This window comes from Mesorhizobium sp. P170090, from assembly GCF_057786115.1.
In genome coordinates this window covers 5,540,329-5,565,856 of the sequence record NZ_JBYNWH010000001.1, presented here as the reverse complement: position 1 = coordinate 5,565,856, position 25,528 = coordinate 5,540,329, and the positions used below count along the sequence as shown (strand labels likewise).

Here is a 25,528-nt window from a genome sequence, read left to right as displayed (position 1 = left end):
ATAGCGAAAACGATGTCGACCCTGACGCGCATTGGCAGAACCTTCCGGCGCACGGCCATCCAGGCGGTGCCAACCGTTCTGGGCATCGTCATCCTGAACTTCTTCCTGCTGCAGCTTGCGCCGGGCGATGCTGCCGACGTCATGGCCGGCGAGGCCGGTTCGGCCACGGTGGAAACCATGGCTGCGCTGCGCGAGCGCTTCGGGCTCGACAATCCGCTGCTCGTCCAGCTGTTCAACTATCTCTACAACCTGGCGCATTTCAGTCTCGGCTTTTCGCCGCGCTACGGCATGCCGGTCGCCGACCTGATCGGCCAGCGGCTGCCGGGCACACTGTTGCTGATGGCGGTGGCGCTGAGTATCGCCATCGCACTCGGTCTCGTCCTCGGATCGTTGATGGCGGTGTTTTCGGGACGCCTGCCGGATCGTCTGCTTTCGGTCGTTTCGCTGCTGTTCTATTCGATCCCGGGCTTCTGGATCGGCTTGATGCTGATCGTGCTGTTCTCGGTCAAGCTCGGCTGGCTGCCGAGCGGCGGTTCGGGAACCATCGGCAGCAATCTGACCGGTCTCGCCGGCCTGTGGGACAAGGTGCGCTACATGATCCTGCCGGCGCTGTCGCTGGCACTGTTCTACGTGGCGATCTATGCGCGGCTGACGCGTGCGGCGATGCTGGAAGTCCAATCGCAGGACTATGTGCGCACCGCCGCCGCCAAGGGCTTGTCGCCAACCATCATCACCATCCGCCATGTCCTGCGCAACGCGCTGATCCCCATCACCACCATGGCCGGCATGCATGTCGGCGGCATGCTTGGCGGCGCCGTGGTTGTCGAGACCGTCTATTCCTGGCCCGGCCTCGGGCGCCTCGCCTTCGAGGCGGTCATGGGCCGCGATTTCACGGTGCTGCTCGGCATCCTGCTGCTGTCGTCGCTGCTGGTCATCGTCGCCAATGCGACGGTCGATCTGCTGCACGCCTGGCTCGATCCCCGCATCGGAGTGCGCTGAATGGCTTCAACCGATTTCGTCGCGCGCGACGCCCGCTCCCGCCGCGCCTATGCCGAGGCTCGCGAGCCTGCGGCACCGGCTGAACCCGAGGCGAAGAGCTGGAGCAATCTTCACGCGCCCGACGCGCGCTCCGCCTCTGCGGCGTCGGTACCGATTGCAGCCGGCGGCCGGGCGCTGAGGATTTTCCTCCGCAATCCCAACGCCATGTTCGGCGTGGTGTTCCTGTCGCTGGTCGTGCTCGCAGCATTGCTGGCGCCCGTCGTTTATCCGGCCGATCCGCTGTCGATGGTGGCGCGGCCCTTCCTTTGGCCGGGGCAGAATCCTGGCTTTCCGCTGGGCACCGATTCCATGGGCCGCGACGTGCTTTCCGGCATTCTGCACGGTGCGCGGATTTCGCTGTTCGTCGGCCTGGTGGCGACAGCACTTGGCCTGAGCTTCGGCATCCTTGTCGGCGCCACCGCCGGCTATTTCGGCGGCTGGATCGATGACGTGCTGGTGCGCCTGATCGAGATCTTTCAGACCATACCGAGCTTCGTGCTTCTGGTCGTCATGGTGGCGATCGCGCAACCGACGGCGCTTGTCGTGACGGTGGCGATCGCCGTCATCACCTGGCCGACGGTGGCGCGGCTGACCCGCGCCGAATTCCGCGCCATTCGCGAAAAGGATTTCGTCATGGCCGCGCGCAGCCTCGGCTATGGCCATGCCCGCATCATCTTTCGGGAGATATTGCCAAACGCGCTGCCGCCTTTGATCGTGACCTCGTCGGTGATGGTGGCAACCGCAATCCTGATGGAATCGGCGCTGTCCTTCATGGGCCTCGGCGATCCCAATGTCGTCAGTTGGGGTTCGATGATAGGAGCGGGCAGGGAGTTGATCCGCACCGCCTGGTATCTGACAGCACTGCCGGGGCTTGCGATCGTCTTCACCGTGCTGGCGCTGAACTTGATCGGCGACGGCCTCAACGACGCGCTCAACCCGCGCTTCTTGCAGGAGCGCTAGAGATGGCCGCTGCTTTGCTCAAGGTCGACAATCTGACGGTTCGCTTCCCGAGCACCGAGCCGGTCAGCCGGCTGAGTTTCGAGGTCGGCGAAGGCGAGACGCTGGCGATCGTCGGCGAATCGGGCTCCGGCAAATCGCTGACAGCACTTGCCCTGATGCAGCTTCTGCCGCGCTCGGCGAAGATCCCCAATGGAAGGATCGAGTTCGCCGGCAGGGATCTGCTCGGTCTCGACCAGAAGGCGATGCGGAACCTGCGCGGGCGCGAGATCGCCATGATCTTCCAGGAGCCGATGACGTCGCTCAACCCGGTGCTGACCATCGGCCGGCAGATCACCGAGGTACTGACGCTGCACGAAGGCATACGCGGCAAGGCAGCGCGGAACCGTGCCATCGAGCTTCTCAATCTGGTGCGTATTCCCGATCCGCAGCGGCGCATCGACGACTATCCCCACCAGCTTTCCGGTGGCATGCGCCAGCGAGTCATGATTGCCATTGCCGTTGCCTGCCGTCCGCGCCTGCTGATTGCCGACGAACCTACGACGGCGCTGGATGTGACCATCCAGGCGCAGGTGCTCGACCTGCTCGATACGCTGCGCCGCGAACTGTCGATGGCTGTCGTGCTCATCACCCACGATCTCGGCGTCGTCGCGCAGTGGGCCGACAAGGTCGTCGTCATGTATGCAGGACGCAAGGTTGAACAGGCGCTGCCCGGCGCGCTGTTCAGAACCCCGCTCCATCCCTATACGCGCGGCCTGCTGGCCGCTTCGCCAAGGCTGAAGACCAATCTGCACTACCGCGACGCCAGGCTGACGGAGATACCCGGCAGCATCGTCTCGGCCGCTGGCGAGAAAGGCTGCCCGTTCCGGCCGCGCTGCGCGGTGGCGCGCGATAGCTGCGCCCATTTCGTGCCCGACCTCGTCGAGGTGAGCGAGGATCGCCTCGTCGCCTGCCCCTACAGCTTCATTCCGGAGGTTGCGCATGGCGCTGCTCTCGGTCTCTGACCTCTCCACGCATTTCCATGCTCAGGGTGGTGCGTTGCGCGCCGTCGACGGCGTCTCGCTCGAGGTCGGACGCGGCGAAACGGTTGGCCTCGTCGGCGAAAGCGGCTGCGGAAAATCGAGCCTCGGCAAGACGATCATGCGGCTGGTCGATCCGACCAGCGGCAAGATCGAGTTCAACGGCACCGACATCACCGTTCTCGACGCCCGCCGGCTGAAGGCGGCGCGCCGCAACATCCAGATGATTTTCCAGGATCCGTTCGCGTCGCTCAACCCGCGCCACACGATTGGCGACATCCTGACCGCGCCGCTGAAAGTCCATAGCATCGGCAACAAGGCCGAGCGGCGCAAGATTGTAGAGGATATAATCGAGCGCGTCGGTCTGCCCAAGGATTCGCTTGGCCGCTACCCGCATGAATTTTCCGGTGGTCAGCGCCAGCGCATCGGCATCGCCCGGGCACTGATCCTCAATCCGGAACTGGTCGTCTGCGACGAGCCGGTGTCGGCACTCGACCTTTCGATCCAGGCCCAGATCCTCAACCTGCTGGTCGACATGAAACGGCAGCTCGGCCTGTCCTACCTGTTCATCTCGCATGATCTGTCGGTGGTCCGCTATTTCGCTGACCGGGTGCTGGTCATGTATCTCGGACGCATCGTCGAAAGCGCCGACAATGCGACGCTGTGGACCTCGCCAAAACATCCCTACACGCGCGCACTGATGGACGCCGTGCCGGACCCGGTGCGCCGGCGTCAGGCAGCGCCGATCCATGGCGATCTGCCGAGCCCGCAGAACATCCCCAGCGGTTGCCGTTTCCACACGCGCTGCCCGCTGGCGACGGATCTCTGCCGTTCGCAGGAGCCTGCATTCCGGGCGATCGCGGCGGGGCATCACGTCGCTTGCCACTACGCCGAACCAACCCTCAACTGAAAGTTCAACGGAGCAAAACAATGTCCGATTACCGCTATCTCGGCCGCAGCGCCCTGAAGGTTTCCCCGCTCAGCCTTGGCACCATGATGTTCGGCGGGCCGACCGAGGAGACGGTCGCGCACCGCATCATCGACAAGGCGCGCGAGCAAGGCGTCAATTTCATTGACACCGCCGACGTCTACCACAATGGCAAGTCCGAGGAAGTTGTTGGCCGCGGCATCAAGGCGACGCGCGATCATTGGGTGGTGGCGACCAAATTCGTCAACTCGCATGACAAGGGTCCCAATCTCGGCGGCCATTCACGCAAATGGGTGATCCAGACCGTCGAGAACAGTCTGAGGCGCCTGGGAACAGACTACATCGACCTGTTCTATTTCCACCGCGCCGTCTTCGATGCGCCGCTGGAGGAGCCGGTGCGGGCCATCGCCGACCTGATCCGCCAGGGCAAGCTGCGCTATTTCGGCGTGTCGAACTTCCGTGGCTGGCGCATCGCCGAAGTCGCGCATCTCGCCGATGAACTCGGCATCGACCGGCCGGTGGCCAGCCAGCCGCTCTACAACATCGTCAACCGCACCGCCGAGGCCGAGCAACTGCCGGCGGCAGCCTATTTTGGTCTTGGTGTCGTCTCCTACAGCCCGCTGGCGCGCGGCGTGCTGACCGGCAAATACGAGCCCAACCAGGCGCCAGCCGCCGACACTAGGGCCGGGCGTGGCGACAAGCGTATCGCCGAGACCGAGTGGCGCCCGGAATCGATCGAGATCGCCAGGCAGATCGCGGCGCACGCAAAGTCGCGCGGTGTCTCGGCCGCCGATTTCGCGCTGGCCTGGGTGCTCAACAACCGGCTGATCACGGCGGCGATCGCCGGTCCGCGCACTGAGGAACAGTGGGACAGCTACGCCAAGGCGCTGGACTTCAGGCTGACCGCCGAGGACGAGGCCTTTGTCGACCGCCTCGTCACCGCCGGCCATGCCTCGACGCATGGGTTCAACGATCCGAGCCATCCGGTCGAAGGCCGTGTGCCGCGTTCCGAGCCGGCCGCACCGATCCCGCTGACGCGGCCTCTGCGCGCCGCCTGACGGTCAGCTGTGGACTGGCGGGGCCGGCGGCCCCGTCAGAGTCTCCAATCATTTCGCACAGATGAGAGAGACCACGAATTTCCATGTCGAACGGCTGCGCCAGAACATCGTCGTGTTGTCAGGCAACACCCATAGGCCGTCGAAATCACGGAGGCTGGCGCATCATCTGGGTGAGGCACTGCGCGAAAAACTGTCGGTCACAGTGAATTTCCTCGATCTCGTCGATGCCGGCCGCGGTCTGGGTGCTGCGTTCACGCGTAAGGAATCGACGCCGGAGGCGCTGGATGTGGTGGCCGCGGTCGAACAAGCCGACGCGCTGATCGTGACGACGCCGGTCTATAATGGTTCCTATGCTGGCCTGTTCGACCTCATCGATCCGCTGGCACTCGTCGATCGCCCAGTCCTGATCGGCGCGACGGGAGGCGGCCAGCGCCACGCGCTGGTGGTCGAACACCAGCTTCGCCCGCCGTTCGGCTTCTATTCGGCGCTGAGGGTGCCGAGCGTCGTCTATGGCAGCGACAGCGATTTTGCCGACGGCAAGCTTTTGGATCCAACGGGCCTGGGCTGGCCGCACAGGCCGTGGACCAGTTCGCGACGTTGCTTTCAGCGCGGCAGCCGAAGAGCCAACCGGTCAGGCTGGCTTCAGGCTGACGGGTATCGGGCTCGGCCAGGTGCCGGCTGCCTCGGCAAACGGAACTAAGGGGTTCGGGAAGGTCGTGAACATCTTTTAGTGTAGTAGGGTGATGGCTGCCTGGAAGTTTCGCTATTCGTGCTCCATCTGAAGGCCAAACACCGAGCGTTCGGTGCTTTGGCCGTCCTCGGAACCATACGGAACGATGCGGGAAGATTTCTGATTTTTGCCCGCGAAAAACCCAACAAAATCGACGATTTTCGTTCGCCCTCCGGGCCTACCAGTCGCCTTGATGAACAAGGCTTTGCGTCGAGGGTAGACAACCTGGTTAGACAGTCGGTCAGACAAACCGCTTCAGAAGCTTCGCCATGCCCTCCACGGCGAGCCGCTCCTGCTCCGTATCGACTTTTTTATTGAAATCCCGAATTCGGTGGCCTTACAAGACCGATGTTGCCATTGCTCGTAGGTCGGCTGTGATGGATAACGTGGTTCCATTCCGCAAGGCCGTGCCTTGCGTCGAAGTGACAGAAACCTGCGGCGAATGGTTCGTCCGCGTGGTTGAGAAAGATCAGGAAATTGCCAGGTCATTCAATCAGGAATCGTTCGCGTTGTCCTTTGCAGAAGGCCAGCGGATACGCCTAGGGCTAGCGAAGGTCGTGCGCCTGTAGGGCGCTGTGGGGCGGCATTGTAGGCATTCAAGCATGAGCGGAACCTAATTTGCAGCCGCAAATTAATGTCCAATGAATGAACTCCCAAACCGGAAAAAACTCGTGCCTGACCCTCAACCTCGGCGCGGCTCCAACAAAGGTGTGTTGCTAGCGGCTGCAGCGCTGCTGTTTGCCTTTCTCGCTCTTATTCTGTTTGGGTTTTTTCAGTAAGTGCGCGCGGCGCCGGCTTCCTAGAGAGGGCAGAGCACCTGCCGACGTGATCTTCGATCGCTCGCGTCCTTGCGGCGGGGCGACTATCCAAGCCGGCTCGGTTCGTCGCTCCTGACGGGTTCGGCGGTCCCACCACAGCAGGATGATCATTCGGCAATTTTTGGCAGCGCCGGTATTCAACTCACGCCCAAAGCGATTGAACTGAAGCTGGCCGTCGATGTCGTGACTGACGCAGCATGAGCCGAACAGGCGAGGCAAGCGCAAGCCTTGGGGCCCAACCTCAGACAGACGAAGCACGCTCGTGCAGTCTGGAGACAGCGCAACGAGTTATTCATTCGGGCGCCTTCGCATCACCAGCGGAACGAAAGAGTTAACTGGCGGTTTACTAGGGAAGGATTGCAGGACGAAAAACATTGAGGATTTCTGCCATGACAATGTTGTTCGAACCACTCGACTCTGAAGGTTACAAGCGCAGCGTGGTCTACCATGCGGCACGCTTGTCCATGCTCCACAATCGAATGCTGAAGCGTTTCGACAAGGTCGATAAAGCGGCTGAAAAGGTTGAAGCCGAGGTGGAGTTGTTTGATGAAGCTGTTCGCACTCTCTACGAATGAGCGGCATGTTGACCGCCGACGTTCCTGCTAGCGCGTATACGGGCGCGGGGTTCACCGTTGCGTCACCAGGCGATGTCGCGCCGCGTATTTGGGCTTGATAAGCACGATCTAATGTATACGATTCACCCAGCCGGCCTGGCTCCCCCGCCATCGGGCCGGTCAGGCCCGACGGTTCAACGCACCACCCCAAACGACTGTCGGGCCGCTAGGACTCTCACTGCGCAGCCGGGTTCATGCTTTGCCTTTTTTTCTCGAAAAGCGCGAGCTTGGTCATATAACCAATTCTGATTTTTGCATGGCATTGGGTGCAGTTGAAGTTGGATATCACCTTCAACCACGATCCCTTTTTTATGATGACATGAGAACAGTTTGGACATTCCAGTTCCAGGTACTCGTCCCCCATATCGTTTGAAATCGGCACTACGACACTCCCCAACAGTTGCCCGTGAAACTTGCGCTTCGAGATCGGCCGGCACCTCCGTGCTCAAACCCCGAACGTGGGTCCTTGGCAGATGTTCCGCAATCCGACCTCTGGCGACGTGATCGGACCTAAGTCCAAATCGCCGCCAACAGGCCGAGAAGTGGAACCCGGCGGATGCTTTTTGAACGCTGAATTTCCGTCCTCGCCGGTCGTAGTCCGCCGTCCTCGTGGCCAAAGCGCCAATGTTGCCTTTTGTGAAACTGACCTCGCCCGGCCTACCAGGTCGCCAGGGCGCAACTCCGGTAATGCTACGGTCGGAGCGAATGTCAGCGCGAAGCTGTGCGCAGGGACGCCAACTCGCTGACAGCAGCAAGGATGACAGCATCGGTTGCCGGCTTCGGCAGGAATCTGCAGTCGCGGAAAGCCGCGGGAACGTCGGCGGGGCCAAATCCCGACAAGAAGGCAAAGGGGATGCCTCGCGCCTGCAATATCCTCGCCACCGGCAGACCCGTTTCACCGTTCAGCTGGATGTCTAGCAACGCCACGTCAATCTTGTCCGATTCGACAAGACGCAGAGCGGCGGATACCGACGGCACAGGTCCGACCACCTGATAACCGGCGCGACGCAGCCGCGCGGCAGTGTCCTGCGCGACTAGCCATTGATCCTCAACAATCAGAACACTCACGCTTTCGCTCACGGCCCCTCTCTGCGATTGACCGGAAATGAGATGTCGATCCGAGACCTTCGGACAGTTGTTTCGACATGTCCGCAAACCTATAGGTAACCTCTCCATGCAGCAAGGTGAGGCTGATGCTGGAGCGGAGGCGCTTCCACCGACCACTTGCTGAATTACCGGAGCCGAAGATTAGCGCGTCAATGGAGCTGCGGTCCGCCTCCGCTCCATCAGAGTTGGATAGGCATTTACCCTCTCCACGATCCGCAAAATCTAAAAGCCTCCGTATCACGCCATTGGCTCTTCAAAGCATCAGCAGCACCTCTCTCTCTCTCTCTCTCTCTCTCTCTCTCTCTCCATCTTGGGCGACCTGAGATTGCGGTCGGTCAATGAGCGTCAGAAGTGCGATGCACCGAGTTTGTGCCTGCAGTTTTTCGAAGGAAAGGCTTGAGAATTCATGATTTCGGAGCAGGTTTGGCTGGCGCATGAGCGCCGCAGATCTATACTGGGGAGATCAAGCGATGGGGTCGGCCATGAGCAAAGAGTTCAGTGTAGCTGATGCCTATGGCGCCGGCCGCGCCATGTTCATGGGACTTGAACTGCTGGTTTCGCCCGGTGCGCTCGTCCCCAGACCTGAGACCGAGTTGCTCGGCAAGACCGCGCTTGGTGTGTTGCATCAGATGAACCTGCCGGCTCCGCGCATAGTTGATATGTGCTGCGGCACTGGGAATCTGGCGTGCGCGATCGCCTACCATGTGCCCAGCGCCCTTGTCTGGGCAAGCGATCTCACCGATGAATGCGTCGAAACGGCACGCCGCAACACCTCACATCACGGCATGGCTGAGCGTCTTTCGGTGCTTCAGGGCGACTTGTTCGACTCTCTCATCGGCCTTGGGCTAGACGGAACTATCGACGTAATCGTCTGCAATCCGCCTTACATTTCTGAAAAGCGGCTCGAGGGCGACCGCGCCCATCTGATCGAGCTTGAGCCGCGCGAGGCGTTCGCAGCCGGCCCTTACGGCCTGAGCATTCATATGCGCGTGCTGAAAGACGCACCGCGATACCTGCGGCGTGGCGGCATCCTGCTCTTCGAGGTCGGGCTTGGCCAAGACCGACAGGTAGCGGGTCTGCTGGAACGCAGCAAGGCATTCGAGAACATCCGTTCGGTCTCGAACGAAGCGGGCGAGGGCCGGGTGGTTCTGGGGCAAGTCAAGACGCAGGCATAAATCCTGCGACAGTCAGACCAAATACGGGGCTGCTCTGGGCGTTACGCTCACCCATCAGTTCATTTTGCGGATGATGTATTGCTCGATCCCCTGGATGGAATCGAGGTTTTCAGGCAGAAGTTCGCTGTCCTCGACGGTAATGCCAAAGGTCTCCTCGATGAAGCCGATAATCTCAAGCACACCCGTCGAGTCGACAATGCCTTGATCGAGCAAGGATGCGTCATCCAGCAATGCCTTGACGTCGCTGACGTAGAAATTTGAAACCAAGAAACTACGAATCTGCTCGCTGTAGATTCCGGTGCGTTCCTTGATGGTCAACATGAATTCGTCCTCCGTAGCGACGCCATTAAATCAGCGACTTGGTTCTGGCCCCGCATCATGACAGCGCCGTTTTCTTGAGTTTTCCCGTGTCCGTCATCGGCAGGTTCGCAACAACGACGATGGATTTCGGGACCATGAAGTTTTCCAGACGCTTCTGGCACTCCTTCTGCAGTTCCCTTTCGCCAATGGCTCTTCCATGCTCCATCACCACAAAGGCTTTCACCGCTTGCCCGAGGAGCTCGTCGGGAACACCGATGACAGCCGCTTCCCGGACTCCTGGAATGTCCATCAGTACGTTTTCCACTTCCCTTGGCGCCACCTTCTCGCCTCGCGACTTTATGATCTCATCCCCACGGCCAACGAAGTAGAGGTAACCCTCCGTATCCATCCGGCAGTAGTCGCCGGTGTATAGGACCTGCTCGCCGGGCAACGGGCCGGGTTTGAGTTTCCTGGCCGTTGCCTCGGGCTTGCCCCAATACCCCTTCATCACCGTTGCGCCGCGAATGACGAGTTGGCCGACAACGCCGGGGCCTATCCGCCTGTCATGCTCGTCAACGATCCACATCTCCGTATTCGGGATTGCGATCCCTACGCTCAATGGCTTTCGCTCGAGGTCCTCTGGCGGCAAATAGGTGCAACGTTTGCATTCGGTGAGACCGTACATCGAATAGATGCGTGCACCCGAAAACAGCTCGCGAAGCATGAAAATATGCTTGAGGGGCAGGGCTGCCGCAGTGTTTGTGACGTAGCGGATGCTCGAGAAATCCTGGTCTTTGAGGGACCTGAGTTCGGAGAGTGCGGCAAAGATTGTGGGCACGCCGGGAAAGCCCGTAACTCCCTCCTGCCTGATCAACCCGAGGATCTGTGCCGGGAAAGCGAACGAGCGTTCGAGCACCAGCCGGGCGCCGGTACGAAAAGCCATGATCATCTGGTACAGTCCATAATCGAAGGCGAGGGGTAGGACATTGAGGATCACCTCGTCCTCGGCAATCGCCAGGTAGGAAGCGACAGACGCGCACGCGGCCATCATGTTTCTGTGCGTCAGCATCACGCCCTTGGGTTCGCCCGTCGACCCGGACGTGTAGATGATGGCTGCCAGATCAACATCGATGCACTGCCGTGCCGGCGGCGTATCCGCGCCATTGGCGAGGGCGGCGTCCCAGCGCACGGCAAACGGCAGCTGGGCGAGTTCGACGTCGTCGATCGGTCCCGATACGATCACCCGCAGAAGTGACGGGCAGCCGCGCGCCGGCTCGCGGAAGATCGCGTGCAGATGGCCGTCCGTGATGAGCGCCGTCGGCCGGCAGTCGTTGAGCAGATAATCGAGCTTGTCGCTCTTGGTAAGCGGGTTGACGATGCACACCACCGCATTCGCCTTTAGCACCGCCCAGAAGCTAACCACCGTCTCGACGGTGTTGTCGGCGAAGATCATCACGCGATCACCGCGGACGACTCCGGATGCGGCCAGGTCCCGGGCGATCGCGTTGGCTCGCGTTTCCAGTTCGAGGTAGGTGACACGCTGCCTGTTGCACACCAGCGCCACCTTACTTCCGTGTCGGACGGCGGAATGGGCGAGGTAGTCATGTAGCAGTGGTATGGCATCATGCAACATACAGGCGCTCTTCCCGATGTTCGCAGTCGACGTCGACGCTGAGCGTGCATTCGAGCGTTGCACTGGGACAACCCGCGACGAACTGCTGATGAAGAAGTTGGGTCGACAACACGCCGACCAGCGCCATGTTGTCGGCATTGGACAGGTCGCCATCGCCAGTTCTGGCCTGGCATTTGGCAAGCAGGTGCGTGACCCCCTTTGGATCGAAGACATTCGCCTCGCGCAGGGCCTTCTGCGAAACCGCCTCGCGAGCGTAATCCGGAGCGTCTGCGCCGACGAAGCAAAGCGCGTTGGGCGCGCGGAAGGGCTGCTTCTTGCGGGCTACGATCTCGGAGGGCAGGATGGGTGCCGCCATGCGCTTCAGCACGTGCTTTTCGTCGAGGCCGCGGAGTTTGAAGGAGGGCGGCAGCGAATTCGCGAGCCTCACAAGTTCATCGTCCAGGAACGGGAAGCGCCCCTCGACGGAGTGAGCCATCAGCATCCTGTCGCCTTGCGAGGAGAGCAGATAGCCCGACATCAGTGTTTGCACCTCGAGATACTGGTCCTGCGCAAGGGGACTCCAACGGGCAAACTGCGCGGGCAGACGGGCGAGCAACTCGGACACGGCGTCGCGGCCCTGCGTTCGAGCCCGCATATCGGCCGTAAACAAGCGCTTGATGGCCCTGGTGGTTTGCCAGCGGGTTTCATGAGCAAAGCCCGGCGCGTCGTAAGCCTGAATATTTCGCCCGAAGAACTGACGCGCCATCGCCTGCTGTTGCACCGGCGAGCGGGTGAGATAGGGGTAAAGGCGTTCCAGGAGCCGAGAGCGTCGTGTCGAAGTCGGGTGGCGCCCCCAGAAGCGGCGGACCTTGCCTTCGCGGAACAGGTCGTAGCCGGCGAACATTTCGTCAGCGCCTTCGCCGGTCAGCACGACCTTGATTCCACGCTCGCGCACCAGGCGCGAGAGCAGGAAGAGTGGCGCCGGGGCAGTCCTCAGTATCGGGCGTTCGGTGTGTCGGATTACCTCCGGAAAGATTCCGGCTATATCTCTGCGCGAAACGACCACTTCATGGTGCTCACTGCCGGTCGCCTCGGCAACCATTCGCTGGAAGCGGGTCTCGTCATATTCGGCGTCGGCAAAACGCAAGGAGAAGGTTTGGAAGCGATCGCCCGCGAAGCGCCTCGCGAGCGAGGCCACAAGCGAACTGTCCAGCCCTCCGGAGAGGTAGCACCCGACAGGCACGTCGGCGCGCACCATTCTGAGCGCCGTCGCGGCCTCAAGAGCGCTAGACACGCGGTCCACCGCGTCGTTGGAGGACCCGGGGAACTCGCCCTGCCGCGATCCGAAATTGTCGGGATAGGAAGGCTGCCAAAAAATCCGCTCACGAACGGTGCCATCCTGATAGATGCGGACACGACCCGGCTCGAGTTCGTTGATTCCGTGGAAAACTCCTTGCGGCGGAACGACCGTCCAGAGCGTGAACGTCTGATCGATGCCGGCTGGATCAAGGGCGCGAGGTATGGTTCGATCGGCCGCGAAAATGGCTTTCACTTCGCTGGCGAAATAAAGCCGGTGCGCATGCTCGTTGAAATACAGCGGGCAAATGCCGAAGCGGTCGCGCGACAATATAAGACGATTGGCCACTGAATCCCAGATCGCAATTGCCCATTGGCCGTTCATCCGCTCGAAGGCCGTTTCTCCCCACTCACGATAGGCGTGTAGCGCGACCTCCGTGTCGCTGCGGGTTCGGAAGCGGTGGCCGAGCGCCGTGAGTTTTTCACGCAATTCGACGTAGTTGAATATCTCGCCGTTGAACACGATCCACGTCGTATCGCCTGTGTCCGCCATCGGTTGCTGGCCACTGGAAAGATCGACGATGGACAGGCGCACATGCGCCAGCCCCGCGCGTCTGTCCCGGTAGAGACCGCGCCCGTCGGGGCCGCGATGCGCCAGCGCGCCCATCATCTGCATCAGCGCCTGCCGCGAAGGAGAAGCCGCTGTGGCATTCAGCGCCACGATTCCAGCGATGCCGCACATGCTCGGTCAATCTCCGCCTTCCGCGGACAGCAAAGGCCGCGCGTGAAGATAGTGGGCCGCCCTTCGTTTCGCTTCGATGTCCTTGAACACTTTCTGAAGCTGGGGCTCGGTGAGGCCAGCAACCGCCGCGAGCTCATTGCTGGCGACCCCGTGGTTCAGGCCGTAGAGGCATAGATCCATCAGGTGATAGGGCAGCGCGAAATAGAATTCTTCCTGGCTTTGGGTCATGGAAAAGGTGTCGGTGGTCGGTGGCCGCTGCCGGATTTCATCATCCACCTCGAGATATTCCGCGAGTTGATAAACCTGGGTTTTGTAAAGGTGAACGATCGGCATCACGTCGGCGGCTCCGTCGCCCTGCTTGACGAAAAAGCCCTGGTCGTACTCGAGGCGATTTGGAGTGCCGACAACCGCGTATTTGAGGCGGTCGGCGTGATAGTATTCCGTCATCTTGCGCAGGCGCTGCTTGTAGTTTGTCGCAGCAACGATCTGCAGATAGGCAGCTGGCGGCAGACGCACGGTATCTACTTTACCCTGCGGATCCTGGACCGTGAGGCGGGTTATATTGAGCCCGCTGCTCTCCAGAACCGACGCGATCACCAGCTTGCATTTCCACCCTTCCCCATAGTCGGGAACGACGGTCTGGATCGCATCGATCTGCCGGCGGTAGGCCCCAATGGCCTCCAGTGCCGGTGCTATGTCCTCAAGGACGCTTTCAATGCCAAGCTGTGCCGCGACGCGGCGGCCAAGTCTCAGGGAGTCGCCGGAAGAATCCCGCTCCGGCATGAACAGTCCCAGGACCTTGTCTTTCCCGAACGCGCGCATGCACAAGGTCGCGACGACGGAGCTGTCGATACCGCCGGAAAGACCGACAACCACGCCGCGACGATGCAGGGTGCCGAGAACCTGAGTGCGCAAGGTGTCAACGATGCGATCGACCTCCGCGCGGGCATCGAGCGTCAGCATGTCCTTGCTGAATTCCGGAATTATGTCGATGACAAGTCCTCCCTTTTGCGAGATTCGGCGGGGGAATAGGTCTGCACGATGGCCGTCTCGATAAGCGGACGGTTGGTGGCAAGGTTTGGTTCGACGACAAGGTCGATGTGGCTGCCCGTGATCGAAATGACGTCCAGGTGTGCCAAGACGCTGTCCCAGCCCAAGGCCCGCGGCATTCCCTCCCTGCGACATCGGAACAAGGTACCGGAGAGGGGCAGAGCCGGTTTCGGTGCCTCAAGCCATTGGAAGAATGACTTCGCCCTTAAAACCTCCTGCAGTTCCAGTTTGGTCCTGAAGATCGTCGGGTTGAACTCTCCATTGGCAAATCTGTCCAGAATCCTGGCCAGACGCGCTTCGCCGCCCACGGCGACGGTGATCTTCGCAAGGGCTCTGCAAGCCATCCGATGCGCGGATATGCGGTTGGTGCGAATACGATAGAACGTACGGGTAAGTGTCTCCCAATGGTTGCTCGGCTCGTCCAGAAGGCTCGTGTCGAGGATGCCCAGGAACCGCACCGTTCGCCCGGCCTTCATGAGCCGTGCGGCAACCTCGAATGCAACCGCGCCACCCAGAGAATGGCCGAGAAGTCGCACGGGGCCCGCAGGTTGGATGCGGCTTATCTGCTCGAGTGCGGCGCCAGCCATGGCGCTGAGGGTGTTGTGTCCGTCCAGTATCGCCGCAAGGCTCGGATATCGGATCGGGTTTACACGGGCGACTTTCCCTATGGCGGCTGCGAACGCAGCCAGGCTCGGACCATAGCCAACGGACCCTGGAAACAGGAAAAGAACCGGGGGGTGGTGCTTCTTTTCGCGCCCTTCGCCCGACCGTGCAGAGACGACCGCCTCAACCATCTCGTCCAAGCTCATGCCGACGGTGAATGCTTCGAGGCCCAGCTCTTGCCCGATGGCGTTTTCGATCGCCATCACGCAGTGCAGCAGCTGCAGCGAATCTCCTCCAGCATCATCCCAGTTTCCCGTGGCAGTGCCTGTGTTGAGAACCTGCGTCCACGCGTGCTGCACTATTTGACGTGTGTCCTTTGCTCCTCCGGCGGGCGGAGCATCGAGAGTGGACGACCGGGCGACTCGCGCCCTCCTTCCGTGCGAACGATCTATCTCGGCCAGTGTTGCCAAATCGACCTTACCTCCCGACAGGCGTGGGATTGCGTCAACGGGGTGCAATCGCAAGGGACGCAATGGTGCCGGCAAGGTCATTCTGAGGAGCTGGCGAAGGTCGTCTGCAAAAGCGCCGCCTGCGAAGCGCTGGGGAACCGCGAAGGCGATGAGTTCCTGCGCGGCCGTTACCATCACCACGGCATCCGCCACCGAAGGCGCGCAACGCAAGACCCGTTCGAGTTCGGCGGGCTCGATGCGTCGACCATTGATCTTGATCTGGCGCCCTTTGCGGCCGACGATCCTCAAGATGCCATCATCGTCGAGCCGAACGAGGTCCCCGGTCGAAAAAAGCCGAGCCTCGGGATCGTCGGGGTCCGGCTGCGCGGGAACGACCACACCGTTCTCCCAATGACCAAGCAGGACATAGCGGCTTTTGATCAGAAGCTCTCCACTTTCGCCTGGCCCTACATTGCGCTCCGCTTCGTCGACGATAGCGAATGTCATACCAGGGAGCAGCCTGCCGACGGGAACCGACGCGTCTTGCTCGGGCCAGTCAGGCGGCAAGAACCATTGCGAACCGATGGTTTCAGTCGATGAGTAGCCGATCTGGATCAGACACTGGTCCGAAACGGCTTTGCGCAGCAAAGCGATGTCCATCCATGACACTTTCTCCCCACCGATCCGGGCCACTCTGAGCGGCCAGGAAGCGTCGGCGGGCGCCTCAGCCAGGAGGGCTCGAAGCAGTGCCGGCACAAGATAGGCGATCGTCACACCTTCGGACTGCAATCGAGCGCGCGTAGCGCGCAGGCCGACAGCCTCCACTTCGAGAAGATGCAACGTGGCGCCCGTCAGCAGCGCCGCAAAGATCTCCCGGCAACCGGCGATCGTGGCTGGCCCGGTCAGCGGCAGGAAAACGTCATCCGCGCTGATATGGCACGCATCGACATATTGCCGGACCCGCCATAGCAGGCTGCGTTGGCTGTTGACGATTCCCTTGGGGCGCCCGGTGCTGCCCGAAGTGTAAAGCACCAATGCGGGCGCATCGACCGAAACCATAGGGGGCTTATGCTGCTGTTCTGGGTGTTGATCGTTGGACGCCACGGCGGCCGCAATTTCGATCCAGACGATCTCTTGGGCCAATTCGACCGGGCGAACATTTTCGGCGCCTATAATCGCGCCGAGCCCCGCGGCACTGACTATATCGAAAATGCGAGAGGCGGGATCTCTTGTGTTGAGCGGGACCGAAGGCCGTCCCGCCGCCATGGTCGCCAACATCGCCACAGGATACCAAGCGGAGTTTGCTTGCAGGATGCCGATGGCCTGCCCTTCGGGGACGACGGCAGCGATATGAGTTGCCAGCGTCTCGACCGCCCGGAAAAGCTCAGAAAAAGTCAGGCGGTTCGCGCCGTCGCTGATTGCGAGCTTGTCAGGATACCGCCTGGCGACATCTCCAAGGTGGTCGAAGATTGGAGTGTCCGCAAATTTGGCACCCATCTGTCGGTAACGGCGCCAGACTGGCCCCCCTTGGTCAAGATCATATTCGGGAACGACTGACCACTTTCGGGTGGGTCGCAGATCCACCTGTAGGTTTTGATTTGCCACTTCCGAATGCAAACACACTGAGGACATTCAGGGCCCCGCCAAGCTGACGGTCGAACATCGCTCGCCGCGGAGATCTTTTCATCAATCATTCGGATGATGCCTCGATCTTGCCTAGCCAGCGCTTCCCGAGCGTCCTTCAGAAGTTTTGCCATCTGTGTCCAGCACCGGTCGTTTTTCCTTGCAAGCTCCGTCGAGCGCAAGACGGCTTGCCCAGGCGAACGGAGCGATCGGCATCTCCGCTAGAATCCGGGCTCGGTGCCCAGATTCACTGACTGGAACAATCATTCAAATGAACGTTGGTGTGATCTGAAATCCGGCTAAGCTTGATCCGTAGGGGAATGACTGCTCGTTCGGAGACGCTTGAGCATATGATCATCGAGTTGTTTGGGCCGCCTGGCGCGGGTAAAACCACGCTGCTTCGCGGCCTCTGCCAAGGGCTGGCGAGACACGGCATCAATGTGAAGACAGTAAATGGGTATCGCCTGATTGAACCTGGATCGGCTCAGGATGACGCTCCGGAAATCCGCCATGGCATAGGAAGAATTGGCAAAAAGATTGCCACATCCGGTCCTATCTTGCTGTCGACCTTGCCAAAGGACAGTGTCGCGGCCCGGCTTCTGGCATCGATCCCTCTTCGAAGCCGCGTGTGGTCATGGCGAATGAAGGTCGACATCGCCCAACTGTGCCAGTCCTGGCGCCAAGCGCGGGAGTCGCCCGGTTGCTTCATCTTCGAAGAGGGCATGATTCAGGCTTTGTGTGCGCTGGGTGTGCTGGCTAGAACTCCAAGCCTCGACGCGGTCCGCGAGTGCCTGGCGTTCCTGCCGCGGCCGGATCTCGTTGTGCAACTCGACGCGCCCCAGGAAACGTTACGCCGCCGTCTTGTGGATAGGCATGCGCAGCAACCGCTCCTCGAGGTTATGCTGTTCGAACTTGGCGTGGACAAAGGATTAAGGCAGGCCGAAATCTCAAGAGAGGTCGGCGAGTGCCTGCGCCAGGACCGATGGCCGTTGATACAAGTCAATGGTGCTGAACCTCACGACGTGGACGGGGTCGTCGCGCGCGTTCTGGGAGAGCATGTTGGTCATGCTGCCTAGGCTGGCCCATGACCTATGATCCATGACACATTTATGCATTTGGCGCCAAGCCGGGCAGCATCTGCCGCCAAGCGCGCAATCATGTCGAATCGTGCTGATCGAGCACTTCGAGCATGGTCGTCAACATGCTTCCGACTTCCTCAGAGATTTCCTCGGGGCGGATTCCCGCTCTGATGGCATCCGCCGTTGCTTGGTCCGCAAGTTTCGCCGCAAGAGCCGGATCGGCCTTGGTGTAGAGTGGGATCTTATCCTCTACCCATTTCTGCAGGAATTCGATGCCGCGCGCGCTCATACCAAGTACAAGCTCGGCGGGGCTTCTTGGTTCCGTCAGCCATATTCAAGAACGTCAGACCATCTTGCTCAGGCTGACGTCCCACGGTCACGTCACGATGAACGAGGACGCCGTCAGAGCCAGATGTGGCGATAGAGTGGCAAATTGGATCTGATGTGCGCCGCCCGAGCCGTCGCTGTCAAAGGAAAGCGCGCCGGTCGTGCTGTTATAGACGATGTGATCGCCGCTGTCGTGCGCGGCCCTGCCGGCGTAAAACGCCGAAGAGGGAAGGGCGCCTGTATGCAGGCCGGCAAACACGGTGTGGTCGAGTTGGATCTTGTCGTGGCCCACTTTGAAATCGGTGACCTTGTCGATATTGCCGACCTTGAGAGCCGAATCGAAGACAAAGACGTCGTTGCCGCCATGTCCGGTCAGAACGTCTCTCCCGCCACCGCCGTTGATAGTGTTGCTCCCGGAATTGCCATCGATGGTTTGGGCGAATTCGTTTCCCGTGAGCTTGATGGCGGCAGTTCCCAATTTGCTGGTGGTCGCAAGATGCTCGACCTGCGAGCCGGCCGACAGCGCGTAGCTCACCGATGCCAGCACGCTGTCGTTGCCGCTGTGCCGCAGTTCCACCACCTTGTCGCCGGCGTTGTTGACATAGTAGGTGTCGTTGTAGCCGCGGCCCATCATCGTGTCCGCGCCAGCGGTGCCGCGAAGCACATCCGCGCTACCCGTGCCGTAGAAAATGTGATCGCCGGTGCTGGTCGGAGGGACACTTGTGGGCGGAGGCGCTGTGCTGGTAGGCGGCGGCGTCGGTTCGCTGGCCGAAGGACCGCTTGCGGTGCTCTGGTTGTGTTGAAGGAACAGAGCCTGCAGCGTCGGCGAGCTCTCAAGCGCCGTGTCGCCCTGTTGAGAACCCCAAGCATAGGCATAGTCGAAGGCCGGCGAAGGCGCTACCTTGGCCCAGTGGTCCAACATGGTCTTTTCCTGAGCAACGCTGGGCAGGACATAGCGACCGCCCGTGTCGGTCGTCCAGTCGCCGCCGCCGAAGGTCTGATACACGGGAACGACCTGACTGAGCGGGATGCCCGAGGCGACGGCCGCCGCCACAGTCCTGTCGATCATGTTGTAATCAATCGTGCTTGTTCCGGTCCGTACCGGGTAGGGATCCAAGCCGTAATAGTCGATATGCGTGTTGGCAGGATTGAAGGTGTTTGAAAAGTCGGGGTTAGCGGAAGACCCCATGTTCATCATTGTTATGAAGGTCTTGGCGCCGGGCAGGTGGCTGTGGATCCAGTCTGACTCCGCCTTCAGATCAGCGGCGGTGGCATAAGTTCCCCATTTGCCGGTCGGGTCCGGCTCATCGACGAGGAAGAAGCCAAACACTTTCGGATTGCCGATGAAGGGCGTGACCTTCTGGATAAAGGAGGAGGTTGCACCATCTGCTTCATTGAGCCACACCAGGCCTTTCTGGCCGGCCGGCAAGGCGTTGAGCTGGTCCAAGGAAGATACATCAACAAGATTGAATCCGGCTTTCGCGACCTCGGAGGCCGACCCGCCCGAGGCGTAATGGAGTGTTGTCATTGACATACCCTTCGTCCGATTCGGTAGGCGCCCCACACCTGCCTAGGGAAAGGATCCATTAGCGACAAATCAAATACCGGCGTCCCTTGATAGAATCTTTGATCATCGTCCGGAAAACACAACAGCCTCGATGCTACGCTTGCGTCAGAGGTTTGTAGATGATCCAAGTATGTCGGGCGCTCAAGCCTGCAACGAAAGCGTTGCAGCGAAGTCTGCCGGAGCGCCTGCGCATTTGCAGTGGCGGCAATCGGCCAATGCGCGCTTCGGTTGCGCGAGCCACCGCCCAAATGCGCGCTTCCGCAGGATTTATTCGAGCTCAGACCGCAAAAGAATCGCGTCCTGGCGAAGCCCTCCCATTGCAGCCGCTCAATGCTCCTCGTGAGCAAAGCCTCGGCGCCAAATGTCCGCAAGGTCATGCGAGGCGCTCGCCGCTGGCAATTGCGGAGAGGCACTGAACTGGATCCCGCCGGGTTCAACCGAAAGGCGGGCGTGCGGGTCCGAATGACGGGGAGCATGGCAACGCGGTCGCCCATCCGCAGGAAGAGGCGGCTGGTGGTCCGACCGTATCCAAAGACCGGGTGAAAGCCTGTTCCAGACGAAGCGGTCGGGAGAACTGCCGGTGCGAGTCATCACACCATCTGGGTGCGATGTTGATCCGGCGTGAGAAGGCGGGCAGAGAACGCGAGCGCGCGGACCCCGTCGAACACAGCCCTCTTTTTCTAAATATCCGGCCCGCCGTGTCGTACGCGAACGTGTCGTCGTTGCACCGTCAGACCGGATGATCCAACGCACTGACCGAGGCGACAGCGATTGTGGCTGCATTGCCGCATCGTTGATCAGCTTGCTTCATGCAAACAGACGAGGACAGCACGAAAGCCTGCTCCTAGCGTGGGACTGGCTGTTGTGTGTTCAGGGGCGATGAAACCGGCCATGGAAACCGCGGATAGGGTCAGCTGTTTTACGAGATTGGGATCGCATCCAGGAGCGACAGGATGAGTCCGCATCTGGTTTGCGTTGGCGGCGAGGATCATAGACTAAGAATCCCGTTTCTTTTGGCGCTTCGCGAAAGGGGTTTTCAAGTCACTGCCGTTTCGAGTGATCTCGGAGCCGCCTTTTCACCCCATGGCATTGCCCATCGCCGATTCGGGTTCGACCGCTTTGGCAGCGGCGGTGCAGAATGGGGTGCTGTCGGCGCGATCCGTGAACTGATGTCCGAACTGCGTCCGGACATCATTCAAAGTTTCGACACCAAGCCCAATCTCCTAACTCCACTGGCGGTGCGCGGGCACGTTCCCGTCGTTCGCACCATCAACGGGCTTGGTTGGACATTCTCGTCGCGGGAGCCGCGGGCCCTGGCATTGCGTCCTTTCTTTTGCGGCCTTCAGGGGGTGGCGTCTCGTTGGACAGCCATGACCGTCTTCCAGAATAGTGATGATCAGGCCTTCTTCGAGCGCTATCGGCTGGTGGCTCGCGGCAAAGGGCGACTGATCCGGAGTTCTGGCATCGACCCCGATGCATTCTCGATGGCAAGGTATCGTGGTCCTTCGGCTGCCACGATGCGCGAGGAACTTGGCCTACAATCGGCCCAGGTCATAATATTTGTCGGTCGGCTCACGCGGCAGAAGGGGATTCCAACCCTCATCGAGGCGGTTCCTCGCGTTATCCGCGAGAGGCCCAACGCGCGTTTCGTACTTGTCGGCCCGCAAGACTCCGAAGGTCCGTTTGCCGTCAGCAGAGCCGATATCGAGCGCCATGTTCCCCACGTTGTCGCATTGGGGCCAAGGCGCGACATTCCAGCCCTCCTTGGCATGGCGGATATCTTTGCGTTTCCGACGCAATATCGCGAGGGAATTCCGCGTGTCCTGCTGGAGGCGGGATTGTCCGGATTGCCGATCGTCGCCTCGAATATGCCGGGCTGCAACGATGTGGTTGAGGATGGCTGGAACGGCTATCTCGTGGCGCCGCGCGATGCGGATGGCTTGGCCTCCCGGATAGTCGATCTTCTTTCCGACCCCGCCCGTGGCAAGACGATGGGCAGCCGTTCCGTCGGATTCGTGCGGGAGCGGTTCTCGCTGTCGTGGGTGATCGACCAGTATTGCGACCTGTATAAGACAATACTGGGTGGCAGATATCGCAGCAGGCTTGTTCAAGCTGCGCAGGCGAATCCGAGGGAAGAGGCGGTGCCAAGCCCCCATCGACTGGGTGAGGCGCGGCAATGATGCGTGATGCGCTTCTGGCCTTCGGCGTCGCGATGTCCTACGCGGCGCAACTCAGCATCCCAGGGCTGCCCTTCGGCTACAGCGAACTGTGCCTCACGCTCTGGATAATGCTGTCGATGACGCGAATCCTTGCTGGCGGCCAACTGGAGGTTACGCCGGCCCTGGCCAAGCTTGGGCTTTTCTGGCTGATCCTGGCGCTTGCCATGGGCGTGGGTTACATCATCGGTTTTCTGACAACCACGTTGTTCCTGGATCCGTTGTTGCACGACACGCTGGCCTATGTGCTGTTGGCGTGCGTCACCTGTCTGGCCGCTGCGGAGCCCAACGCGTCTTTCCGTTTGCGTCGTATCGCCTGGTGGATGGTTGCTATCGCGAATGCGGGCTTCATCATTCAGGTAGGGCTTGGCTTCGGCTGGCTCCATCAGGCTGGGGTCGAGCCCTGGTACTGGGACCGCTTCTGCGGATGGTCCGACAATCCGAACCAGCTTGCGCTCTACTGCGCCCTGCTCGGTCCACTGGCCTTGCATCTTGCCACAACCACCAGCAATAAATGGGGAAGATGCCTTGCCCTATGCAGCCTCATATTCACCGTTTACGTCGGAAGGCTGACAAAAAGCGATACCTACCTTTATACCACGGTCCTGGCTTGTCTGATCCTTCTCGGGCTGCGGGTCCGGGCCTGGCTGACGAGCGACGGCAATAAGGCGAGCCTTTCAAGGCAGCTTGCCGTCCTGATGGCCGTTGGCTTCCTGCCGCTGGCCCTGTCTATAGCGCCCTATGCCCTCAGCGAGGCCTCCAGCGCCGAAGACTTCGCCAAGAGCCTGACCAAAGACAAGGGCGGGGAAGCGACTGCCCAAACCGCGGCGCTTCGCCTCTACCTCTGGAATGCAGCCTTGGAGAAGGGGGCACGATCGGGATCGCTTGGACTGGGTCCGGGCCCGCACCTAGATAGTCCCCCCGTGGTCAATCAACAGTTTTTGCCGCGGCCCTTCGAGGCGCACAGCACCATCCTGGATCTCTACACTCAGGGCGGCCTGATTTCGGTTCTAGCCCTGATGTGGATCTTCGGCTCGGCTGCGTTGTCCGCCTGGCGGGCGAAGCTGGATGCTCTGGTGGCGCTCGTGGCATCGATCGCCGTCTTCAGTGCTCCGCATTTGGTCATCCGCCATCCGATCGTGTGGTTCTGTCTGACCCTCTGCCTTGTCGCTGGGACGCCGGAAGCGATCCCCGCGATTGTTCGCGAGAGGAGATGCTAGAATGTGTGGGATCGCCGGAATTTTGTTGGCGCCCGATGCACCCAACGCAAGTGCGCTCAGGGCCATCGGACCGATGGCGACGGCGCTTCGTCATCGCGGACCTGACGGTGAGGCCTTCTGGGTGAGCCGTGAAGGGGGGGTAGCCTTCGGCCACCGGCGACTGGCCATCGTCGATCTGTCCGGAGCGGGTCGCCAGCCAATGCTCTCCGCGAGCGGTCGGTATGTCATCACCTTCAATGGCGAGATATACAACTTTCGCGATCTGCGCCGTGAACTGGAAGGGGCGGGCCATCATTTCCGCGGCGCCAGTGACACGGAGGTCATGCTGTGCGCGATCGAAAGCTGGGGCCTTGATGCAGCCCTCGCGCGCTTCGCTGGCATGTTTGCTTTCGGGCTGTGGGACCTGGAGAACCGAACGCTTCAGCTTGCCCGCGACCGAATGGGCAAGAAGCCACTCTATGTCGCCTTGACACGTGACGCGCTTGTCTTCGCCTCGGAGCTGAAGGCGATCACTTGCTTCCCAGGCTTCACTCCGGAACTCGATGTCGATGCGGCGACGACGATGGTTTCCAACGGCTGGGTGCCGGATGACCGTTGCATTTGGCAAGGCGTGTTCAAGCTGCCGCCTGGTTCAATCCTGTCGGTCACTGCGGCGCAATTCGCCGACGCCCGCGGCACCGGTTCGCTTGCGCATCGCATTCACCCTTGGTGGTCGCTGGCCGATGTCGCCAGCAAGGGACAGCGCGATCCGATAGCCGCCAGCGACGAGGACCTCGCGACCGAGCTCGACAGCCTGCTCCGACTGGCCGTCAAGGAACGAATGGTTGCAGATGTGCCGCTGGGCGCCTTTCTGTCGGGCGGGATCGACAGCTCGACTGTCGTCGCCCTGATGCAGGCACAGTCCCGAAACCCCGTTCGGACGTTCACCATAGCGTTCGGGGAAGGTGGGTTTGATGAAGCTCCCCATGCGGCCGCGGTTGCTCGCCATCTGGGCACCGATCATACGGAACTTCATCTCTCGCCGGCCGCCGCGCTTGAGGTCGTTCCGGAGCTGCCCCGGATTTGGGACGAGCCGTTTGCCGATGAATTGCAGATACCGACGCTGCTGGTGTCGCGCCTCGCGCGGCAACACGTAACCGTGGCGCTTTCAGGCGATGGTGGCGACGAGTGCTTCGCAGGCTATTCTCGACACTTCCTGGCAACCCGCCTCACAAAGCAGCATGAGCTGCCATTGTCATTTCGCCGGCTGTTGGCATCGGGGGCTGGGTTGCTGGCCCAAGCCTCTCAGAAAGATATCTTCGGCAATCTGCCGCTTTCGGCGAATATGCGGCATGGCTTGCGCGGTGACCGCCTGGCTCGCCTTGCCCGCCTGCTCGCGGCGCGAGATGAGGACGAACTCTTTCTGCAACTGACAAAATCTTCAGCCAACGACCTTGTTCATCGCAAGCCGTCGACAGCACCTACCGACACGACAAAGCTCGACGGCCTGCTCTCGCGTCTCCTATTCGCCGACATGACAGGCTATCTACCGGGCGACATTTTGGTGAAGCTCGATCGAGCCACCATGGCCAACAGCCTCGAGGGGCGATGCCCGATCCTGGACCATCGCGTCGTTGAATTCGCCTGGCGCTTGCCAGCCCGTGCCAAAGTCCGAAACGGGAAGGGCAAATGGTTGCTTCGCCGACTGCTTGATCGTTATGTACCACGCCGACTGGTCGACCGGCCCAAGCAAGGTTTCGACGTTCCGGTCGGGACTTGGTTGAAAGGGCCCTTGCGCGGCTGGGCAACCGATATCATTGCCACGATCGGCCGCTCCGGGGACGGGGTCATCGACCGTGAGAAGGTCGACGCATGCTGGCGCAATCATCTGCATGGAAGCCAAGATAATTTCCGCGACCTGTGGCCGGTGCTCATGTTTCAGGCGTGGCGCAACGAAGCCATGCGGCCATCGACGGTCGCCACGCACCCTTCTTACCATATCGAACTGACAGGGGATTGAG

Annotated in this window: 21 protein-coding genes; 13 read left to right on the top strand and 8 right to left on the bottom strand. The window is 60.9% G+C overall.

The genetic code is table 11. The annotated features are described in order from the left end of the window. The first annotated feature begins 12 nt into the window (after positions 1-12). From AC3EML_RS26815 to AC3EML_RS26780, 8 genes are all read left to right on the top strand, one after another. Positions 13-999 carry an ABC transporter permease gene (locus AC3EML_RS26815; RefSeq protein WP_023670872.1) on the top strand — a complete coding sequence of 329 codons (987 nt, stop codon included), beginning with the start codon at positions 13-15 and terminating at the stop codon, positions 997-999. Then, the gene (locus AC3EML_RS26810; protein ID WP_352521937.1) at positions 1,000-1,998 is read left to right on the top strand and encodes an ABC transporter permease; all 999 of its coding nucleotides are present in this window, start codon (positions 1,000-1,002) and stop codon (positions 1,996-1,998) included. It abuts the gene before it with no gap. Between the two features lie 2 nt (positions 1,999-2,000). Then, a complete protein-coding gene (locus AC3EML_RS26805; protein ID WP_023670874.1) occupies positions 2,001-2,999 on the top strand; it encodes an ABC transporter ATP-binding protein in 999 nt (332 codons plus the stop codon). Then, a complete protein-coding gene (locus AC3EML_RS26800; protein WP_023670875.1) occupies positions 2,977-3,924 on the top strand; it encodes an ABC transporter ATP-binding protein in 948 nt (315 codons plus the stop codon). Before AC3EML_RS26805 ends, AC3EML_RS26800 begins: the two co-directional genes overlap by 23 nt. 20 nt (positions 3,925-3,944) lie before the next feature. Next, on the top strand, positions 3,945-5,000 hold the full coding sequence (locus tag AC3EML_RS26795; protein ID WP_023670876.1) for an aldo/keto reductase: 1,056 nt from the start codon (positions 3,945-3,947) through the stop codon (positions 4,998-5,000). A gap of 61 nt (positions 5,001-5,061) precedes the next feature. Continuing rightward, on the top strand, positions 5,062-5,700 hold the full coding sequence (locus AC3EML_RS26790) for an NAD(P)H-dependent oxidoreductase (protein ID WP_023670877.1): 639 nt from the start codon (positions 5,062-5,064) through the stop codon (positions 5,698-5,700). 299 nt (positions 5,701-5,999) lie between these two features. After that, entirely contained in the window at positions 6,000-6,299 is a 300-nt protein-coding gene (locus tag AC3EML_RS26785) for a hypothetical protein (protein ID WP_023729588.1), read from the top strand. A gap of 638 nt (positions 6,300-6,937) precedes the next feature. After that, complete coding sequence (locus tag AC3EML_RS26780; RefSeq protein ID WP_023681021.1) at positions 6,938-7,123, top strand: hypothetical protein; 186 nt, start codon at positions 6,938-6,940, stop codon at positions 7,121-7,123. A gap of 747 nt (positions 7,124-7,870) precedes the next feature. Here AC3EML_RS26780 and AC3EML_RS26775 read toward each other — a convergent pair. Then, positions 7,871-8,242 (bottom strand): response regulator, encoded by a 372-nt coding sequence (locus tag AC3EML_RS26775; protein WP_023670881.1) that lies wholly within the window; start codon positions 8,240-8,242, stop codon positions 7,871-7,873. A 509-nt stretch (positions 8,243-8,751) separates the two neighbouring features. Between AC3EML_RS26775 and AC3EML_RS26770 the strand changes: the two genes are divergently transcribed. After that, complete coding sequence (locus tag AC3EML_RS26770) at positions 8,752-9,444, top strand: N5-glutamine methyltransferase family protein (protein ID WP_023689767.1); 693 nt, start codon at positions 8,752-8,754, stop codon at positions 9,442-9,444. A gap of 54 nt (positions 9,445-9,498) precedes the next feature. Here AC3EML_RS26770 and AC3EML_RS26765 read toward each other — a convergent pair whose 3' ends face one another. The 5 genes from AC3EML_RS26765 to AC3EML_RS26745 are packed head-to-tail and all read right to left on the bottom strand — an operon-like array spanning position 9,499 to position 17,128. Further along, positions 9,499-9,765, bottom strand: coding sequence for an acyl carrier protein (locus AC3EML_RS26765; protein WP_023670883.1), 267 nt, complete (start codon positions 9,763-9,765; stop codon positions 9,499-9,501). A gap of 55 nt (positions 9,766-9,820) precedes the next feature. Beyond that, complete coding sequence (locus AC3EML_RS26760; protein ID WP_031247038.1) at positions 9,821-11,377, bottom strand: class I adenylate-forming enzyme family protein; 1,557 nt, start codon at positions 11,375-11,377, stop codon at positions 9,821-9,823. Continuing rightward, positions 11,367-13,394, bottom strand: a complete 2,028-nt coding sequence (gene asnB / locus AC3EML_RS26755) for an asparagine synthase (glutamine-hydrolyzing) (protein WP_352521938.1) — start codon at positions 13,392-13,394, stop codon at positions 11,367-11,369. The genes AC3EML_RS26760 and asnB (AC3EML_RS26755) overlap by 11 nt, the downstream gene beginning before the upstream one ends. Before the next feature lie 6 nt (positions 13,395-13,400). Next, a complete protein-coding gene (gene nadE / locus AC3EML_RS26750) occupies positions 13,401-14,381 on the bottom strand; it encodes an NAD(+) synthase (RefSeq protein ID WP_280790677.1) in 981 nt (326 codons plus the stop codon). Further along, positions 14,378-17,128 (bottom strand): non-ribosomal peptide synthetase, encoded by a 2,751-nt coding sequence (locus AC3EML_RS26745; protein ID WP_023815051.1) that lies wholly within the window; start codon positions 17,126-17,128, stop codon positions 14,378-14,380. Before AC3EML_RS26745 ends, nadE begins: the two co-directional genes overlap by 4 nt. A gap of 341 nt (positions 17,129-17,469) precedes the next feature. Between AC3EML_RS26745 and AC3EML_RS26740 the strand changes: the two genes are divergently transcribed. Further along, positions 17,470-18,195, top strand: coding sequence for an AAA family ATPase (locus AC3EML_RS26740; protein WP_023670888.1), 726 nt, complete (start codon positions 17,470-17,472; stop codon positions 18,193-18,195). Positions 18,196-18,274: 79 nt separating this feature from the next. Here AC3EML_RS26740 and AC3EML_RS26735 read toward each other — a convergent pair whose 3' ends face one another. After that, positions 18,275-18,487: a DUF768 domain-containing protein gene (locus tag AC3EML_RS26735; protein ID WP_023670889.1), complete on the bottom strand. Its 213-nt coding sequence runs from the start codon at positions 18,485-18,487 to the stop codon at positions 18,275-18,277. Between the two features lie 87 nt (positions 18,488-18,574). Further along, a complete protein-coding gene (locus tag AC3EML_RS26730) occupies positions 18,575-20,053 on the bottom strand; it encodes a M10 family metallopeptidase C-terminal domain-containing protein (RefSeq protein ID WP_023681029.1) in 1,479 nt (492 codons plus the stop codon). Between the two features lie 992 nt (positions 20,054-21,045). On the opposite strand from AC3EML_RS26730, the gene AC3EML_RS26725 reads away from it, so the two are divergent. The 3 genes from AC3EML_RS26725 to asnB (AC3EML_RS26715) are packed head-to-tail and all read left to right on the top strand — an operon-like array spanning position 21,046 to position 25,527. Beyond that, a complete protein-coding gene (locus AC3EML_RS26725; protein WP_023681030.1) occupies positions 21,046-22,272 on the top strand; it encodes a glycosyltransferase family 4 protein in 1,227 nt (408 codons plus the stop codon). Then, a complete protein-coding gene (locus AC3EML_RS26720) occupies positions 22,269-23,528 on the top strand; it encodes an O-antigen ligase family protein (protein WP_352521939.1) in 1,260 nt (419 codons plus the stop codon). Before AC3EML_RS26725 ends, AC3EML_RS26720 begins: the two co-directional genes overlap by 4 nt. A 1-nt stretch (position 23,529) precedes the next feature. Further along, positions 23,530-25,527 carry an asparagine synthase (glutamine-hydrolyzing) gene (gene asnB / locus AC3EML_RS26715; protein WP_488505351.1) on the top strand — a complete coding sequence of 666 codons (1,998 nt, stop codon included), beginning with the start codon at positions 23,530-23,532 and terminating at the stop codon, positions 25,525-25,527. Position 25,528 lies beyond the last annotated feature (1 nt).